Source organism: Litorisediminivivens sp. KMU-197, from assembly GCF_056858395.1.
In genome coordinates this window covers 983435-1000925 of record NZ_JBXEQG010000001.1, presented here as the reverse complement: position 1 = coordinate 1000925, position 17491 = coordinate 983435, and the positions used below count along the sequence as shown (strand labels likewise).

The following is a 17491-nucleotide window of genomic DNA, read 5'->3' as shown; positions in this document are numbered from 1 at the left end:
ATCGCAAAAACCTTCCGCAGGGGCAAGCGGCACCCGAGCAGGGGTTGACCTCCCTCGCGCACGCGCTCACTTATGACACCGGAACAGTGAACACAAACAGGGGGTGCTCCCATGGCTTTCGAACTTCCCGATCTTCCTTATTCTCACGACGCTCTGGCCGGCAAAGGCATGAGCCAGGAGACACTGGAATACCACCATGACATCCACCACAAGGCCTATGTCGATAACGGCAACAAGCTGATTTCCGGCACCGAGTGGGAAGGAAAGTCGGTCGAAGAGATCGTCAAGGGCACCTATGACGCCAATGCCGTGGCGCAGTCGGGCATCTTCAACAACGCCTCGCAGCACTGGAACCACACCCAGTTCTGGGAGATGATGGGCCCGGGCGAGAATGCCATGCCGGGCGAGCTGGAAAGCCGCATCAAGGATGCCTTCGGTTCCACCGACGACTTTAAGAAGGAATTCGCGGCCGCAGGTGCCGGCCAGTTCGGTTCGGGCTGGGCCTGGCTTGTGGTCGATGGCGACGGGTCGCTGAAGGTCACCAAGACCGAAAACGGCGTCAACCCGCTTTGCTTTGGCCAGACCGCGCTGCTGGGCTGCGACGTGTGGGAGCATTCCTACTACATCGACTTTCGCAACAAGCGGCCCGCCTATTTGGACAACTTCCTCGACAACCTGGTGAACTGGGAAAACGTCGCCGAGCGCCTGTCGAACGCCTGACCGGCGGCGGGGACGATACCAAGGCCCGCCGGAGACCCCGGCGGGCCTTTGAATGATGTGCCACGCACGGTCGGCCACTGCCCGGACCCTTCTGCTGCGTGCCTGCACGACTGCGCGACTTCGGCCATACGGATTACATATGTCGGCTCATCTGGACCTCGCCCGAACCTTCCTCGACCGTGTCTGGGGCGAATACGATGTCGAGGCGATTTATGAATTCTTTGCCGACTCCGCCAAGGTAAGCGGGCTGGAAGAACCCGTTCAGATCGGCCCCGGCGATTTCCACGATTTTCACCGCATGATGACGGCGCAATTCCGAGACATCCGGCACACCATCCTGAGGGCGGTTGAAGAGGACGATTGGCTGGCGCTGCTCTGCGACGTGACGGCGATCTACCGCGAGACCGGCACCCCGGTAGGAAGTCGCTTTCAGATCATGATGCGGATCGTCGATGGCAAGATTGTCGAGGCTCACAACCTGCTCGACCTGATCCCGATTTTCGAGGCCACCGGTCGGCTTCCGCCCCGCACGCTTGATCTTTGCCTGCTGGGCGCCACGCTGGACGTGAAACGCTCGGGCTGACCAATAATGGGCGTGGTGGGCATTGCAACTTGCCCGCGCCCCTGCGTAACTCGGCGCCGCAACAATCCGGAAATCTTCCATGTCCCAGGCCCGTCTCGGCATCCTGTCCATGGTGGCCGCCTGCGCGATCTGGGGGCTGTCAGCGCTGTATTACAAGATGCTCGCCCACATTCCCCCGATCGAAGTGCTGGCGCATCGCACCCTGTGGTCGGCGCTGTTTTTCGTGGGCGTCGTGGCGGTGCAGGGGCGCCTGAAGCTGATCGGCGAATTGCTCGGCGGACGGCAGGCGCTGGCGGTGATCTGCGCCGCCTTTGCAATTTCGCTTAACTGGTTCTTCTTCATCTGGTCGGTCAGCAACGGCCGCGCCACCGAGGCCAGCCTGGGCTATTACATCTTCCCGCTGGTTGCGGTGCTGTTGGGGCGGGTGGTATTTGGCGAGCGGCTGGCGCTGGCACAGTGGCTGGCCGTGGCTTTGGCAGGCAGCGCAGTGGCGCTGCTGACCTGGGGGTTGGGCGTGCCGCCGTGGATATCGCTCATCCTTGCTTTCAGCTTCGGGTTCTACGGCCTTGTGAAGAAACAGATTTCCTTCGGCCCCGTGATCTCGGTCACCAGCGAGGTTCTGGTTCTGTCGCCGATCGCGCTCGTGGTGATTCTGGCTTTCGGCACGGACGCCGGGGCCGGTCTGGACCGGGTGTTGGCCGTCGGCACCGAGACGGGGCTCAGCTGGCGCGACCTTCTGCTTCTGATGGGGGCAGGTCCATTGACGGCACTGCCGCTGATCCTGTTCTCGACGGCGGCGCGGCGGGTTTCGCTTGCCAGCGTGGGCCTCGTGCAATACCTGAACCCGACGCTGCAATTCCTTGTTGCGACAGTGATTTTCGCCGAGCCGGTCAGCCAGTGGCACGCCATGGCCTTCCCATTGATCTGGCTGGCGCTGGCGGTCTATACCGTCAGCAGCCTGCGTCAGGACAGGGAAGCGCGCAGGCTGGCCACGCAATCCTCGACCGAGGCGGTCTGGCCCCAGAACCGCCGCAGGGAGTCCTCTGCGAAACCCTGAGCGATGACGTGGTCCAGCAGCTTCAACAGCGGGTCCCAGTAGCCCGCCACGTTGAGCAGCATGACTGGCTTAGCATGCAGGCCCAATTGGGCCCAGGTCAGCACCTCGAAGAACTCGTCCAGCGATCCGGCGCCACCGGGCAGCAGCACCACCGCATCGGCGTTCATCAGCATGACCTTTTTGCGCTCGTGCATCGTTTCGGTCACCACGAAGGTCGACAGGTCGCGTTTGCCGACCTCGACGTCCATCAGGTGCTTGGGAATGACGCCGAAGGTTTCGCCGCCGGCTTCCTGCGCGGTACGTGCCACCCGGCCCATCAACCCGATGTCGCCGGCACCGTAGACCAGCCGCCAGTCCTGCGCCGCCAGCGCGCGGCCCAGTTCTTCGGCAGCGGCCGCATAGGCCGGATCAGCGCCGTCGCGCGATCCGCAGTAAACGCATACGGAAGTCTCGGCCATGGTCGCTTGCTCCTGCCTCGGGTCACTCTTGATGGTGCGGTCATGTTGCCCGTGCAGCATGGGAAGTCAACGCGGGCCCGATCGCAGGATGCCGCGCCGGACCGGGTTTGCAATGCGTCGGCCGATAATGTCGCCGGAAATCCACATTTTGACCGCGCTGGGCCTCGCTGGTACCATATTTTACGTTTTTTGGAGGCAGAGGCTTTGCAAACCGTGCAAATCTGCTGCCAAAAGACGATGGGCGCATCCCTTGGGGACGGTGGGTGTGCGAAGGGGATGATCATGACGAATTGGATACGGGTGCTTGGCGGGGGCGCCGTCGGCGTGGCGGTGGCCGTGGCGGGCTATGTCTTGTGGTCGCTGGACCGGCTGGACAGCGGGTCGGGCACCGGCGATCAGACCGCCGCGATGACGACTCCGGAACCTGCCAACCGGGCGCAGGCGCCGACGAGCGAGGCACCGGAAAGCACAGCACCCGCGACGGAAGCCGATTTTGCGCCACCCAGTTTCGATCTGGTCCGGATCGAAGCCGACGGCTCGGCGCTGGTGGCCGGGCAGGGGCTGCCCGCGGCGCTGGTGAAGGTGTTTCTCGACGGCGCCGAGATAGCCACGCTGACCTCCGGCGGTGACGGAAAATTTGCCGGCCTCATGAATATCCTGCCCAGCCCGCAGCCACGGATGATGACCCTCGCCATGCGAGTGGGCGACCGCGACATCTTTGCCGAGACCGAAATCATTGTCGCCCCCTTCGGCCCAGCTGCGACGCGGGTCGCGACCGCTGCCGTGGATGCCGGGGACGCAGGCGCGGACACGCGGGACGAAGCGGGCGGCGCAATCGCGGCGGCCGGGGCGCCGGACCCGGAGCAGCCTGCGGCCGAGGTGGCGCTGGCGGCGGACGACCGGAGCGCCGAGGAGGACGTGATCGCCTTTGCCTCGGAGACCGGCCTTGCCGGAGATCAGCCTGCACTGAGCCTGGTTGCGCCGGAGGAAGCCGGCCCGGGTTTCGGGTCGGAGGGCGTGGAGCGCGCCCCTGAGCAGTCGACGTCGGCAGGGTCTGCGGGACAGGCGGCTGAGGATGTGCGCGAAGTGGCGGCGAGCGACGAGCCCGCCGCGGCGAAAGAAATCACGACAGCCGGTTCGGTTGTCGAGGACAGTGAGGATGCGTCTCGGCCTGTCGCCGGTGATGCTGGGGAAGGCGTCGATGTTTCGGTGGCAATGCAGGAAGATAATTCCGGCGCTACTGGCGCGGTAGTGGCGGATGGGCCGACCTCGGACGCAGCAAGTGGCGAGCCCATGCAGGTTGGAACGACCACGCCAGCGGAGGTTGATGCCCCGACCGGCGCGGACCAGGGCGGGCTTGCCGCCGTGGCGACGTCGTCCGGCGATGACCAAGCGGCCTCTGACCAAGCGGGCGGGACCGAGATGGTGACGGCGCGTCAGGCCGAGAGCAATGTGACTACATCGCGTACAGAGCAACAGCCGGCGACACAGAGCGTCGGGCCTGAAACGGAGGTCGTTGACGGCACCGCACCTGATGCCAATACCACGGCGGATCGCCCGACGCGCGAAAACGCGTCTGTCTCCGACGACGGAGCCGATGAGGCAACCCCGATCGGCACAGTTGCGGATCCGGTTGGCGAGGTCGCGGCGGTTGAAGATTCGACACCGGTGGAGGAGGCCACTCTGGCAGTCGAGCCGGCTGAGACTGAAAGCCGGAATGACACGGATACGGACCAGATTGCCGCGGTTGCCGCGACCGACGATGCGGCCCAGGCTCTCGACGACGGAAATGCCGCGCGCGAGGCCGAGACGGTTGCCGATGGGACCGTCCAAGCCACGGAAGCTGGCGATGGTACGGCTGTTGCGCCCAACCAGTCCGGTTCACAAGATGCGTCTTCGCCCCGGCTGCTGGCCTCGGACGAAGAGGGGGTGCGGGTATTGCCCGGACCGGAGGTGCTGGACCGGGTGGCCATCGACGCCATCAGCTATGACGACGCGGGCGAAGTTGCGCTGTCCGGACGCGGGATCAATACCGAGGCCGGAGGCTTCGTTCGGGTCTACCTCGACAATACGCCGGTCACGACCTCGCGTATCCGGCCCGACGGGTCGTGGCGCGTTGATCTGCCCGAGGTGGATAATGGCGTCTACGTGCTGCGGGTCGACGAGGTCGATGCAGCAGGCGAGGTCCGGTCGCGGGCCGAAACGCCTTTCCTGCGCGAAGACCGTGACGCGCTCGAACGGGCGGGAGGGGGCGCCGAGGGCGGACCGGTCAAGGTTGTCACGGTCCAGCCCGGCAATACGCTGTGGCAGATCGCCCGCGACCGCTATGGCGAGGGGCTGCTTTACGTGCGCGTGTTCGACGCCAACCGCAACCAGATCCGCGATCCCGATCTGATCTATCCCGGGCAGGTCTTCGATCTGCCGACAGATGACGAGATCCCGACGGACTAGCGCCGGTCAGCCCCCTCTTGGCGGCAGAAGGTCGGCGCTGATCGGCACGCCGCCATATGGGCTTTCCGCGCAGCCGAAGCCGGGCGGCAGCCCCCGTGCCGGCGCGAGGTCGATGATCCGTTGCTCATAGCGTCGCCGCAGGCAAGAGACGCCCCGGCCGCAGGTGTCCCGCCAGCGCAGCCACAGAGCTTGTTCGCGGCGAAGCGCCTGCCGGGACAGGGACGGCGCGTTGTCGCGGGCGTCGCGATAGAGGTCGGCCATGATCCAGTCGAGGTCGCCGAGGATCGGCGTATCGCAGATCGCGCGCTCGGTCGGGGTCAGGGGGCTGCCGCAGGCGAAGCTGGGCGCCGCCGGCGCGGGCGCGGCGAGCAGCAGCGTTGCAAAGACCGCCGCGAGTGAACAGGCAAGGCGCATGTGGGACCTCGTGCTTGGAACAGCGCGAGCCTGCCACGGGCACCGGATCCGATCCAGTGAGGCTCGCGCAGAGTTGAAACCGGCGGAGGCAGGCCGCGGTTCCTTGCTCAGGCGGCTTCGTCCTCGGCCTGCTGGCGACGCCAGAGGCTGGCATAGCGGCCGTCTTTCGCAAGCAGTTCCGCGTGGGTGCCGCGTTCGGCGATCTCGCCATCCTGCAGCACGACGATCAGGTCGGCCTCTGCCACGGTGGACAGGCGGTGTGCGATCATCAGCACGGTGCGGCCCTCGGCGGCCCGGTTGAGCGCGCCCTGAATTTCCTGTTCCGTCTCGCTGTCGAGCGCCGATGTCGCTTCGTCCAGCAGCAGGATCGGTGGGTTCTTCAGGAGCGTGCGGGCGATGCCGACGCGCTGTTTCTCGCCGCCCGAAAGCTTCAATCCGCGTTCGCCGACCATGGTGTCGTAGCCTTCGGGCAGGCTTTCGATGAAGTCGTGGATCTGAGCCGACTTGGCGGCGGCGATGATCTCGTCCCGGCTGGCGCCCTCGCGGCCATATTCGATGTTGTAGAAGATGGTGTCGTTGAACAGCACTGTGTCCTGCGGCACCACGCCGATGGCGTTGTGCAGGCTTTCCTGCGTGACGTCGCGCACATCTTGCCCGTCAATTGTCAGCGACCCCGAGGTGACATCGTAAAACCGGAACAGCAGCCGCCCGATGGTGGACTTGCCGGACCCGGAGGGGCCTACAATGGCAATCTTTTGCCCGGCGTCGCAGGCGATCGAGACGCCCTTTAGGATCGGCCGCGCGGGATCATATCCGAAGTGCACGTCGTTGAGGGCGACGCAGCCGCCGGTGACATGCAGCGGCTTGGCGTCCGGCTTGTCGGTGACCTCGGCGGGCTGCTCCAGCAGGGTGAACATCTCGCCCATGTCGACAAGGCTCTGCCGGATCTCGCGGTAGACGGTGCCGAGGAAGTTGAGCGGCATGGTGATCTGGATCATGTAGGCGTTGACCATGACGAAATCGCCGACCGTGAGATCGCCGTTCTGGACGCCAAGCGCGGCCATGACCATGACGCCCACCAGCCCGGCGGTGATCAGGAAGGACTGCCCGAAGTTGAGGAACGCCAGCGAGTACGAGGTCTTGAGCGCCGCTGTCTCGTAGCCCGCCATGGCCACGTCGTAACGCGCGGCCTCGCGCTTCTCGGCCCCGAAATACTTGACGGTTTCGAAGTTGAGCAGGCTGTCGATCGCCTTCTGGTTGGCGTCGGTGTCCTGATCGTTCATCTGCCGGCGCAGCTTCACGCGCCATTCAGTGACCGTGAAGGTGAACCAGACGTAGAGCCCGATGGTCAGAGCCACCACCGCCAGATACCAGATATCGAACAGGAAGAAGAGCACGATGGCGATCAGGAAAAGCTCCAACGCCAGCGGGCCGATCGAGAACAGCATGAAGCGCAGCAGGAAGTCGACACCCTTCACCCCGCGTTCGATGATGCGGCTCAGCCCGCCGGTCTTGCGGGTGATGTGATAGCGCAGCGACAGCTGGTGGATGTGGCTGAAGGTTTCGAGCGCCAACTGCCGCAGCGCGCGTTGGCCGACGGCGGCGAACAGCGCGTCGCGGAGTTGCTGGAAGCCGTTGGTCATCAGACGCGCCATGCCGTAGGCCACCGTCAGCCCGACCGCGCCCAGCAGCATGGGCGAAGCGTCGCCGCCCAGCGTGTCCACGGCGGCCTTGTAGAGCATCGGCGTCACCACCGCGATCAGCTTGGCCAGCACCAGGATCGCCAGCGCGCCGACAACGCGGCGTTTCACCCAAGGGTGCGCATCGGGCCAGAGATAGGGCGCGACACGGCGGATGGTGCGCCAGCCTGAGCGGCGTTCTTCTTCGGCAACGGCGGGGGCGGCCTCGGCGGTGTTCGCGTCGGTGGCGGTCATGGCGATCTTTCTCAGGCTAGGCCGGACTTATCTATGCGTCCGTGGCCGCAAAGGCCAGTGCACGGATGCAGGAGGCCTGTGCGGCGGCTCGGTCTTTGACGGGTCGGCCCGGTCGTGTCGACACGTCCGGTCACTCCGCCGCGCGTAGGGGCAGTTCCGGCTCCGGGTCGGCTTCGGCCTCGGCCACCGCCACCGGCTCGGGGATGGGGGTGTCGGTCCAGAGGATTTCGGGGTGGCGGATCCTGCTGGCCTTGCGGTTCAGCGCCCAATCCTGCGCGGCCTTGCTCGACCGTCCCTGGCCGAGCCGCGCCAGCAGGCGGGCGAACCAGAACACGTAGGTCCAGAACCAGACCCTCGCCGCCAGCATGGCGGGCGTGAAGACCAGCGTCAGGACGGTCGCGATGCCCAGCCCGAACACCACCGCCGTCGCCAGTTGCTTCCACCACAGCGCCGTGGGGCTGTCGATCGAATAGCCGCCGTTCCAGAAATCGAGGCTGAGGCCGATCATCATCGGCGTCAGGCCGGCCATGGTGGTGATCGTGGTCAGAAGCACAGGTCGGATGCGATCCTCAGCGGTGCGCACGATGGCCTCGATCCGGGGCATGTAGCGTTCGTATTCCATGTAGGTGTCGATCAGAACGATGTTGTTGTTCACCACGATGCCTGCCAGCGCGACGATCCCGGTCCCGGTCATGATGATGCTGAAGGTCTGGTCCATCACCAGCATCCCGATCAACACGCCGGTGGTCGAGAGCACGACCGCCAGAAGCACCAGAACCGCGTTGTAGAACGAATTGAACTGAGCCAGCAGGATGATGAACATCAGCCCAAGCGCGCCCGCAAAGGCCGATTGCAGGAAGGCCTGCGATTCCTCCTGATCTTCCTGATCGCCGGTCCATTCGGTCTCGATACCCGCGCCAAACGGCGCGGTTTCAAGCCAGTTGGAGATCAGTGCGATGCGTTCATTAGCCGTGAGCGGCACGGCGCGAAGGTCTTGGGCACCGGCCAGTTCCCGAAGCAACGGCAGGGTGGTGCCGTCGGTGAGGCTGTCCACAACATAGCCCGTAGCGCCGATTGTGAGGTCGGCGGGGGCATCCTCGGCCACGCGGCCGTAGGCCAGCAGATCGGCCGTGTCGCCCTCGCCGCGCACGAAGGTGGTCAGGCCGGTTTCGATCCCGGCCTTGACGTCGAAAAAGCGCTTGCCGTCAACGCGGGATATCTCGGCCAGTTTGGCGACCGGCTGGCGGGTGACGAAGTTCGACAGCGGCACGAGGCCACCGGTGGTGCGCACCTTGAGCGTGTCCAGCGTCGATAGCACGCGGTCTTCCTCGGGCAGGCGCACCCGGATCTCGATCTCTTCGTCAGAGCTGTCCACCCGCATGGTGTCGAGCAGGATGCCGCGCGTCACCAGTTGCACCATGGCGCCCACGGTGGCGACGTCAGCGCCGAAGCGACCGGCCTTTTCCACATCGACGTCGATCTGCCAGTCGATGCCGGGCAGGGGGAGGGTGTCTTCGATCAGCGTCAGGCCGGGGGTCGCTTCAAACTGCGCGCGCGCCGTCTGTGTGGCGCTGATCAACCGATCCCAGTCGTCGCCCTTGAGCCGCAGGTGCACCGGCTTGGCCGAGGCCGGTCCGCGCGCCTGGGCCAGAATCTCGATGCGAATGCCGGGGATCTGCTCAAGCTGCGCCTGCAACTCGTCCAGCACGATGTCGCCGTCGAGGTCGGGCCGGTCGGCGCGATCCTCCCACGGTACGGTTTCAAGCTGGATCTGGCCGATGGTGTCCTTGGGCGGCATGGCGCCGCCGGTGTTGGCATTGAGCCCGCCGTCGCCCGCGAAGGCGAAGGCATTGTCGATGCCGGGATGCGCCAGTACGATCTCTTCGGCCTGCGCGACGATGGCGTCCTTTTCCTCAAGCGAGAGGTTGCCCCGCGCCATCACGTAGACGATGGCCTGCTCGGGTTCGCTTTCCACGAAGAACTCGACGCCCTTGTTGTTCTCGCCGAAGTAGCCGAAGACCGAGACGACAAAGCCGATGACGGCGGCGACGGTGAGAATGGGCATGATCGGATTGCCGGCGATCAGCTTGATGATCCAGCCGAACAGCGACCGGCGGCGCCCGGCCCGGATGCGTTTGCGGTGTGTGTGGAATTCGACGGCGCCTAAAGTGACCGAGGCCATGAAGGCCCCCACGAGGAAGATCACGGCGCCAGGCAGGACCGCAAGGATGCCGTCGGCGTCGTTTTCGAAAAGGTAGTCTGGATTGAGGGTCTGCATTGCGCCGACGAAGATCACCGGCAGCGCCACCGGCACCAAGGCCGCGCGGACGATCCAGGGGAAGCTGCGCTCCAGCCAGGCCGAGGAGCGTGCGAACAGCCGGCTCATCCGCCCGGTGACACCGCCCATGACCGGCAGGTAGATCAGCGCCACCACCAGCGAAGCGGAGAGCACGAAGATCAGCGTGACCGGCAGCATCCCCATGAACTCACCCGGGATACCCGGCCAGAACAGCATCGGCAGAAAGGCGCAGAGCGTGGTCGCGGTCGAGGACACGATCGGCCAGAACATGCGTTTGGCGGCCTCGGTATAGGCGTGCATGGGGCCCACTCCGTCGCGGATGCGCTTGTCGGCGTATTCCACCACCACGATGGCGCCGTCCACCAGCATGCCCACGGCGAGGATCAGCCCGAACATCACGATATTGGAGATGGTGATGCCCATCACCCCCAACAGCACGAAGCACAGCAGGAACGATGTCGGGATGGCGAATCCCACCAGCAGCGCGGGGCGGGTGCCCAGCGCCCCCAGCACCACGATCATCACCAACGCGATGGCGGTCAGCACCGACCCTTCGAGCTGGCTGACCATCGAGGCCACGACGCGGCTCTGGTCGTTGGAGGTGCCGACCTCGACGGCGGCCTGCAGTTCGGGCGGCCAGTCCTTCTGCGCCTCGGCGACGACGGCCTTTACCTCGCTGGCGGTGTCGATCAGGTTGAAGCCCTTGCGCTTGACCACTTGCAGCGCGACCGTCTCATCGCCATTGAAGCGGGCGGTGCCGATACGGTCTTCGAAGGTCAACTGGATGGTCGCAAGGTCGCCCAGAGTGACCACCCGGTCGCCGTTGGTCTTCACCGGCAGGTCGTAGACATCGCGCGGCTCGTCGAAGCTGGACGGGATCTTGACCGCGAAAGTCCCCTGAGCGGTTTCGATCTCACCCGCCGCGATCAGCTGGTTGTTGTTCTGCACGACATTGATCAGCTCGCCCGCGGTGACGTTGTAGGCCTCGAGCCTGAGCGGGTCGATCAGCACTTCGAGCATCTCGTCGCGATTGCCGGCGATGCCGGCCTCCAGCACTGCATCTAAAGCTTCAACACGGTCCTGCAAGTCCTTGGCAACACGTGCCATTGTCCGCTCTGGCACATTGCCGGTCAGGTTGACGATGACGATCGGGAATTCCGAAAAGTTGATCTCGTTGATGGAGTATTGCTCGGCGCCCTCGGGGAACTTGGCCTCGGCGTCCTTCATGGCGTCGCGCACATCGGCCATGACCTTGGTCTTGTCCCAGCCGAATTCGAACTCCAGCGCCATCCCGGCATAGCCTTCGGAGGCGGTGCCGGACATGGTTTCCAGACCGTCGAGATCGGAAAGCTCGGTCTCCATCGGCTTGACCAGCAGGGTTTCGCTGTCGGCAGCCGAGATGCCGGGGAAGGGGACCGAGACGAACAGCGCGGGTATCTCGATGTCCGGCTCGCCCTCTTTCGGCAGGCCGACATAGGCATAGGCGCCGGCCAGCAGCGACAGGATGATGAACGCCATCACCATCCGCGCGCGTGACGCGGCCCAATCGACGACGCCGGTCATTGCGTGGCCTCCGCGAGCGCGTCGCGGTAGGTGGGGATCACCTTGACGCCGTCCTCGACATATTCCTGACCCAGCGTGATGACGTCGACATTGTCAGGCAGACCCGCGACCCAGACACCTTCGCGGGTGTCGCGCAGCAGGGTGACAGGCAGGAAGGCGACGGTATTATCTTCCGTGACACTGCGCAGGCCCAAACGGCCCTCATCGTTCAGGGTCAGGGTGGATTGCGGCAGCAAGTGTGCCTTGACGCCTTCGGCTTCGATGGCGATCTCGGCGGTCTGTCCGGCGCGGATGGTCAGATCGGCATTGTCGGCGGTGATCTCGACGCGGAATGTGCGCGTGGTCCGATCGGACGAACGCGACAGGAAGGTGACCTCGCCCAGAACCTCGCTGCCCTCGGAAAGCTGCGCGCCGGCAGGGGCGCCCGGCCGGACGCGGTTGACCTCGGTTTCCGGCACGTAGGCGACGATCTTGATCGGGTCCAACTGGATGATCGTGGAGCAGAGCGCGCCCGGTTGCAGAAGGGTGCCAAGCTCGGCAGCATCGGATTCCAGCAGCCCGGCGAAGGGGGCGGTAATCTTCAGGCGGTCGATCTCTCTTTGCGCGGCGGCCACACCGGCCTCGGCCGAGCGGATCGATGCCTGCGCGCCCTTCAAACCGGATCGGGCGGTTTCCAGTCCGGCCAGCGCCGCCGACACCGAGGCTTCGGCGCTGCGAACGGCGGCCTGCGTTCCGGCAACCCGGGTCTCCGACGCAAAGCCGCCCTCGCTGAGGGTGCTGGCGGCGCGGGCGTTGATCTCGGCCTCCTGCAACCGCGCGCGGGCCTCCTCGACGCGGGCTTCGGCCTCGGGCACCCCCGCCTCGACACCGGGCACCCGGGCGCGGGCCTCTTCCAGCCGCGCCTCGGCCTCGTCCAGTGAGGCGACGCGGGTGCCGGGGTCAAGCTGGCAGAGCAGTTGGCCTTCCTTGACGAATGCGCCCTTGCGCAGCGGGTCGGAGATCACCAGCCCGGAGGTCTCAGCCTTGACGTCGACTTCGCGAGCGGCCTCGGTCTCGCCGCGCAGGATAACGGCGGTATCGACCCGACGCGCCTCGGAGCGATAGGCCACCACGCGCACGCCCTCGGGGGCTTGCGTGACATCCTCAGGTGCGTCTTCGACGACCGCGGGAACATCGGAATCGGCCGCGGGGTCGTCACCGCCCAGCAGACGGGCGAGATGGTTTTCACGCGCGAAGTCGAACAGGGCCTCGCGCTGGAGCACCGCCAAAACCAAAACAGCCATCACGGCCAATGCGGTGAAAATCGGTATAAGTCGCATGAGGTGCCTTCTCGATCCTCTACCCAAGGCCATCCCGCGAACTCACTGTGGGACAAGTAAGGGCACTAAGCTGAACTAACCGGTTCAGATTAGACTTTACTGCGGTGCGGCGCAAGTTGTGAAGCCGTGGCGCCTATTGCCGCACCCCGTGCGGGCCTTGGCACTTGCCGCAGGCCGGGTTATGACAGCCGCGAATATCGGGGAAGAGGCAAGCCACCGTGAGCAACAACGACAGTTTCATCGACGAGGTCACCGAGGAGGTCCGCCGCGACCGGCTGTTCGGTCTGCTCAGGCGCTATGGCTGGATCGGCATCCTCGCGGTGCTGCTAATCGTCGGCGGCGCGGCGTGGCGCGAATATTCCCGCGCGCAGGATCGCGCTGCCGCGGAAGCCCTGGGCGATTCGATCCTCGCGGCCCTGGGTTCGGAAGAGCCGGAGGCGCGTATCGCCGCGCTGGAAGAGGTGGATGCGGGCACGCCCGGTGGGGCGGCCCTGCTTGGCCTGCTGACAGCGGCCGAGCAAAGCAGCACCGAGCAGGACGCCGAGGCCATCGCCACCCTCGGAGAGATTGCCCGCAACGGTGAGGTGCCGCAGATCTACCGTGACCTTGCCAGCTTCAAGCTGCTGTTGTTGCAGTCCGGGACCGTCGAGGCCGACGAACGCCGCCAGGGCTTCGAGGCGCTGGCCCGCGCCGGCAGCCCGATCCGGCTGCTGGCGGAAGAGCAACTGGCGCTGGTCGAGGTGGAGACCGGTGACCGGGAGGCCGCACTGCAAAGACTTCAGGCCATTCTCGAAGACGCCGAGGTGACCGCGGGCTTGCGCCAGCGCGTCACACAGGTGATTGTCGCCTTGGGTGGTGAACTGGACGCCGCCTGACCGGGGCTAATCCGGCAGGAGCGACGACAGCGACGAACGGGGGCACGACAGGTGACAACGGCTAAGATGAGGACTTTGCTGGGACTGGGTGCCTTCGCCGCACTCATCGCCTGCGAGCGCGAGGTGATCCTGCCCGGCGAGCGTCAGGCGATCCGTCCCGAGGATGCCACGCTGGCGCCCGCGACCGCTGCCGCCGAGGCGCTGCGGCTGGCCCCGGCAACGCGCAACGCCAATTGGTTGCAAGGCCACGGCACACCGGCCACGCGGACCGACCACCCGGCCTTTGGCACCGCGCTGCGGCCGCTGTGGTCGGCGCCGATCGGGCAGGGCGACGAGCGCAAGTTCCGCATTACCGCAGACCCGGTGGTGAGCGGCGGCCTCGTCTTCACGCTGGACAGCGACGCGCAGGTCACTGCGACCTCGACCTCGGGTCAGACGCTCTGGACCCACAACGTGGCACCCGTGCGCGACGGCACCGGTCAGGGTTCGGGCGGCGGATTGGCGCTTGGCGGCGGACGGCTTTACGTCACTTCGGGCTATGGCACCGTGACGGCGCTGGACCCGGCCACGGGCCGCGAGGTCTGGAGCCAGAAGCTGCAGGCCACCGGATCGGCCTCTCCCACCTATTTCGACGGGCTGGTCTACCTCGTGGCGGGCGACAAGACCGCATGGGCGCTTGAAGCCGACAGTGGACGCATCCGCTGGCAGCTTGACGGGATCGAGGACATCAACAACATCCACGGCGGTCCCGCGCCGGCGCTGACCGATCAATACGCGATCTTCGGCTATGGTTCAGGCGCGGTGCAGGGCGCCTTTCGCAAGGGCGGTCTGCAGATGTGGAACGCCACTATCGCCGGCCAGCGCGGCGGCTTTGCGATCAACCGCATCAGCGACATCACCGGCGATCCGGTTGTTGTCGGCAATACCGTCTACGTTGCCAACCACACCGGCCGGCTGGTGGCGCTGAACGTCGGATCCGGCAAACGCATCTGGACGGCGCGCGACGCGGCGCTGCAGCCGGTCTGGGCGACCGGCGGCGCAGTGTTCTTCATCTCGGACCGCAACGAGCTGATCCGGGTCAATGCCTCGGATGGTGCGCAGGTCTGGTCGGTGGAACTGCCCGGCTATACCACGCAGCGCCCGCGGAGGCGCGACCGCATTTATGGCAACTACGGGCCGGTGATCGCGGGCGGCAGGCTTTATGTCGCGGGCGGCGACGGGGTGCTGCGTGCCTTCGATCCGGCCTCGGGACAACTGCTGAAGACCGCGACGATCCCCGGCGGCGCGACCGCCAACCCGGTAGTGGCGAATGGCGTGATGTACATCGTCACCAAAAACGGCCAGTTGCAGGCCTACGGCGGCTGATGTATCCGGGGCGCTTGATGCGTTCCGGAGCTTAAGTAGCCTCATGTCCTTCACCCTCGCCATCGTGGGCCGTCCCAACGTGGGAAAATCCACGCTGTTCAACCGTCTGGTCGGCAAGCGGCTGGCGCTGGTCGACGACCAGCCCGGCGTGACCCGCGACCTGCGCGAAGGCGAGGCGCGGCTCGCCGACCTGCGCTTTACCGTGATCGACACCGCCGGGCTGGAGGATGCCTTCGACGACAGCCTTCAGGGCCGGATGCGACGGCTGACCGAACGCGCGGTGGACATGGCCGATGTCTGCCTGTTCATGATCGATGCGCGCGTCGGGCTGACACCGGTCGACCAATTGTTCGCCGAGATCCTGCGCAAGCGCGCCAAGCATATCCTGCTGGCGGCCAACAAGGGCGAAGGCGCGGCGGCGGACAGCGGCGTGCTGGAAGCCTGGAACCTCGGGCTGGGCGAGCCAATCCGGTTGTCGGCGGAACACGGCGAGGGGTTGAACGACCTCTACAGCCAACTGCTGCCCATCGCCGAGCAGCTCGAGGCCGAAGCGGTGGACGACACGCCCGAGACCGATGTCACCGTGGACGAGGAAGACGACGAGGCAGAGGCCGATCACGCGCCAACTCGCGCCAAACCGTTGCAGATTGCCGTGGTGGGCCGGCCCAACGCAGGCAAATCGACGCTGATCAACCAGATTCTCGGCGAGGATCGGCTATTGACCGGTCCGGAGGCGGGCATCACCCGCGACGCGATTTCGCTTCAGATCGACTGGAAGGGCACGCCCTGCCGGATTTTCGACACCGCCGGGATGCGCAAGAAGGCGCGGGTGCAGGAGAAGCTGGAGAAGCTGTCGGTCTCGGACGGGCTGCGTGCTGTCAAGTTCGCCGAGGTCGTGGTGGTGCTGCTGGATGCCGCCATTCCCTTCGAGCAGCAGGATTTGCGCATTGCCGACCTGGCCGAGCGTGAGGGCCGCGCCGTGGTGGTCGCGGTCAACAAATGGGACGTGGAGCCGGAGAAGCAGGAGAAGCTGCGCGACCTGAAGGAGGCCTTCACCCGGCTGCTGCCGCAGCTGCGCGGTGCGCCGCTGGTGACTGTCTCGGCCAAAACCGGCAAGGGGCTCGACCGGCTGCACGACGCCATCTTGCGAGCGCATGACATCTGGAACCGCCGCGTGCCGACGGCGGCGCTGAACCGCTGGCTCGACGGTATGATCGCCGCGCATCCGCCGCCGGCACCGCAGGGCAAGCGGATCAAGCTGCGCTACATGACGCAGGCCAAGACCCGGCCGCCGGGCTTCGTGGTGATGTGTTCGCATCCCGACAAGATGCCCGACAGCTATACCCGCTACCTGGTCAACGGGCTGCGCGACGATTTCGACATGCCGGGCACGCCGATCCGCCTGTTCATGCGCGGGCAGTCCGACAAGAACCCCTACAAGGGCAAGAAGAAGGCCGGGCCGTCGAAACTGCGCAAGCACCTCGGGAAATACCGCGGCGACGACTGATTTCACTGGGCGCCTCCGCGCGCTCTTCTTTCAGTTGGCCGAGAGGTGACGTGCCGGTTCAGGGCGCAGTGCGTGTGGGGCGGCGGAGGAATTGCTGATGAGAGGCGGTTCATGGGCAGGTCTGCCCTGAACGCGCCGTTTCGATGATCTGGTGAGTCGGTTGCGCCTCAAGGACGCTTCACGCCGCCTTCGGCGGTCGCCTGCGTCGATCCTTGACCCACAGCCGACTCACGGCAAGCGCGGTGAGGGCAAGGGCGCCCGCGATGGCAAGTCCGAGGACGGAGATCGGTCCGCCGGGCCAATTGGCCACCACCACGCCGATCAGCGCCCAGACCACCGCCACGGGATAGCTGGGCGCGTCGGGGCGTTTCAGGATCACGGCGGCGGCGATCATAAGGGCGAGGGTCAGGGCGACGAGGGCGGCGGTGGTTTCACTCAGCAGCCCGTAGCCTGCGGTCAGCAGCGCCAGCGAGACGCAGGAGGCGGCGGTGAGCCATCCCGCGTAGAGACCGACCGGGCCGTGACCGAACCAGCCGTCCCGGGCCGGCGACCGGAACAGCGCCGCGAGGGCGGTCAGCAGCATCGCCCAGATCAGAACCGAGGCCCAGACCGGCGAGGCCTGCGCCACCGCCAGCCACGGGATGCCCAGCACCAACGAGGCCAGCAGCGGCGGGCGCAGCGCCTGCCAGTCTTCCGCGTCGCGGCGGGCAAATAGCTGGAAGGCCGCGCCGACGATCAGCCACAAGTAGATCACGCCCCATATCGCAAAGGCATAGCCCGCGGGCTGTCCGGGCGGGTTGTCCTGCGGCACCGGGAATTGATCGGGTTCGAAACCGTTGAAACCTGGGGTCAGCAGCGGGCTCAGGGCGAAGGCCACGGCGGCGGCGACGAGGGAAATGGCAAGCACATGTTTCATGCGCTTGCCAGATAAGCCGATTTCGGCGGC

Annotated in this window: 13 protein-coding genes; 7 read left to right on the top strand and 6 right to left on the bottom strand. The window is 65.9% G+C overall.

Annotated elements, in window-relative coordinates:
* The first annotated feature begins 111 nt into the window (after positions 1–111).
* The 3 genes from AC04PT_RS04805 to rarD all read left to right on the top strand — a co-directional run bounded on the left by AC04PT_RS04805 (position 112) and on the right by rarD (position 2360).
* Positions 112–720, top strand: a complete 609-nt coding sequence (locus AC04PT_RS04805; protein ID WP_482872396.1) for a superoxide dismutase — start codon at positions 112–114, stop codon at positions 718–720.
* Positions 721–859: 139 nt separating this feature from the next.
* Positions 860–1303, top strand: coding sequence for a nuclear transport factor 2 family protein (locus tag AC04PT_RS04800; protein ID WP_482872395.1), 444 nt, complete (start codon positions 860–862; stop codon positions 1301–1303).
* Between the two features lie 79 nt (positions 1304–1382).
* Positions 1383–2360: an EamA family transporter RarD gene (rarD, locus tag AC04PT_RS04795; protein ID WP_482872394.1), complete on the top strand. Its 978-nt coding sequence runs from the start codon at positions 1383–1385 to the stop codon at positions 2358–2360.
* Here the strand turns inward: rarD and AC04PT_RS04790 are convergent.
* Complete coding sequence (locus tag AC04PT_RS04790; RefSeq protein ID WP_482872393.1) at positions 2267–2818, bottom strand: LOG family protein; 552 nt, start codon at positions 2816–2818, stop codon at positions 2267–2269. The two genes, rarD and AC04PT_RS04790, sit on opposite strands and share 94 nt — an antisense overlap.
* Positions 2819–3100: 282 nt before the next feature.
* Here AC04PT_RS04790 and AC04PT_RS04785 point away from each other — a divergent pair, with 282 nt between their 5' ends.
* Positions 3101–5269 (top strand): LysM peptidoglycan-binding domain-containing protein, encoded by a 2169-nt coding sequence (locus AC04PT_RS04785; protein ID WP_482872392.1) that lies wholly within the window; start codon positions 3101–3103, stop codon positions 5267–5269.
* A 6-nt stretch (positions 5270–5275) separates the two neighbouring features.
* On the opposite strand, the gene AC04PT_RS04780 is transcribed toward AC04PT_RS04785, so the two are convergent.
* The 4 genes from AC04PT_RS04780 to AC04PT_RS04765 all read right to left on the bottom strand — a co-directional run bounded on the left by AC04PT_RS04780 (position 5276) and on the right by AC04PT_RS04765 (position 12798).
* Positions 5276–5683 carry a lysozyme inhibitor LprI family protein gene (locus tag AC04PT_RS04780; RefSeq protein ID WP_482872391.1) on the bottom strand — a complete coding sequence of 136 codons (408 nt, stop codon included), beginning with the start codon at positions 5681–5683 and terminating at the stop codon, positions 5276–5278.
* Between the two features lie 107 nt (positions 5684–5790).
* Entirely contained in the window at positions 5791–7617 is a 1827-nt protein-coding gene (locus AC04PT_RS04775; RefSeq protein WP_482872390.1) for an ABCB family ABC transporter ATP-binding protein/permease, read from the bottom strand.
* Between the two features lie 130 nt (positions 7618–7747).
* Positions 7748–11479 (bottom strand): efflux RND transporter permease subunit, encoded by a 3732-nt coding sequence (locus AC04PT_RS04770; protein WP_482872389.1) that lies wholly within the window; start codon positions 11477–11479, stop codon positions 7748–7750.
* Positions 11476–12798, bottom strand: a complete 1323-nt coding sequence (locus AC04PT_RS04765; protein WP_482872388.1) for an efflux RND transporter periplasmic adaptor subunit — start codon at positions 12796–12798, stop codon at positions 11476–11478. Before AC04PT_RS04765 ends, AC04PT_RS04770 begins: the two co-directional genes overlap by 4 nt.
* A gap of 218 nt (positions 12799–13016) precedes the next feature.
* Between AC04PT_RS04765 and AC04PT_RS04760 the strand changes: the two genes are divergently transcribed.
* The 3 genes from AC04PT_RS04760 to der all read left to right on the top strand — a co-directional run bounded on the left by AC04PT_RS04760 (position 13017) and on the right by der (position 16545).
* Positions 13017–13673 (top strand): tetratricopeptide repeat protein, encoded by a 657-nt coding sequence (locus AC04PT_RS04760; protein WP_482872387.1) that lies wholly within the window; start codon positions 13017–13019, stop codon positions 13671–13673.
* 66 nt (positions 13674–13739) lie between these two features.
* Positions 13740–15038 carry a PQQ-like beta-propeller repeat protein gene (locus AC04PT_RS04755; protein ID WP_482872386.1) on the top strand — a complete coding sequence of 433 codons (1299 nt, stop codon included), beginning with the start codon at positions 13740–13742 and terminating at the stop codon, positions 15036–15038.
* A 43-nt stretch (positions 15039–15081) separates the two neighbouring features.
* Positions 15082–16545, top strand: a complete 1464-nt coding sequence (gene der, locus AC04PT_RS04750) for a ribosome biogenesis GTPase Der (RefSeq protein WP_482872385.1) — start codon at positions 15082–15084, stop codon at positions 16543–16545.
* A gap of 178 nt (positions 16546–16723) precedes the next feature.
* On the opposite strand, the gene AC04PT_RS04745 is transcribed toward der, so the two are convergent.
* Positions 16724–17461 carry a hypothetical protein gene (locus tag AC04PT_RS04745; protein WP_482872384.1) on the bottom strand — a complete coding sequence of 246 codons (738 nt, stop codon included), beginning with the start codon at positions 17459–17461 and terminating at the stop codon, positions 16724–16726.
* Between the last annotated feature and the right edge of the window lie 30 nt (positions 17462–17491).

Coding starts and splice junctions, on each gene's coding strand:
- AC04PT_RS04805 (WP_482872396.1), top strand. CDS start 112: ATGGCTTTCGAACTTCCCGATCTTCCTTATTCTCACGACGCTCTGGCC.
- AC04PT_RS04800 (WP_482872395.1), top strand. CDS start 860: ATGTCGGCTCATCTGGACCTCGCCCGAACCTTCCTCGACCGTGTCTGG.
- rarD (WP_482872394.1), top strand. CDS start 1,383: ATGTCCCAGGCCCGTCTCGGCATCCTGTCCATGGTGGCCGCCTGCGCG.
- AC04PT_RS04790 (WP_482872393.1), bottom strand. CDS start 2,818: ATGGCCGAGACTTCCGTATGCGTTTACTGCGGATCGCGCGACGGCGCT.
- AC04PT_RS04785 (WP_482872392.1), top strand. CDS start 3,101: ATGACGAATTGGATACGGGTGCTTGGCGGGGGCGCCGTCGGCGTGGCG.
- AC04PT_RS04780 (WP_482872391.1), bottom strand. CDS start 5,683: ATGCGCCTTGCCTGTTCACTCGCGGCGGTCTTTGCAACGCTGCTGCTC.
- AC04PT_RS04775 (WP_482872390.1), bottom strand. CDS start 7,617: ATGACCGCCACCGACGCGAACACCGCCGAGGCCGCCCCCGCCGTTGCC.
- AC04PT_RS04770 (WP_482872389.1), bottom strand. CDS start 11,479: ATGACCGGCGTCGTCGATTGGGCCGCGTCACGCGCGCGGATGGTGATG.
- AC04PT_RS04765 (WP_482872388.1), bottom strand. CDS start 12,798: ATGCGACTTATACCGATTTTCACCGCATTGGCCGTGATGGCTGTTTTG.
- AC04PT_RS04755 (WP_482872386.1), top strand. CDS start 13,740: ATGAGGACTTTGCTGGGACTGGGTGCCTTCGCCGCACTCATCGCCTGC.
- der (WP_482872385.1), top strand. CDS start 15,082: ATGTCCTTCACCCTCGCCATCGTGGGCCGTCCCAACGTGGGAAAATCC.
- AC04PT_RS04745 (WP_482872384.1), bottom strand. CDS start 17,461: ATGAAACATGTGCTTGCCATTTCCCTCGTCGCCGCCGCCGTGGCCTTC.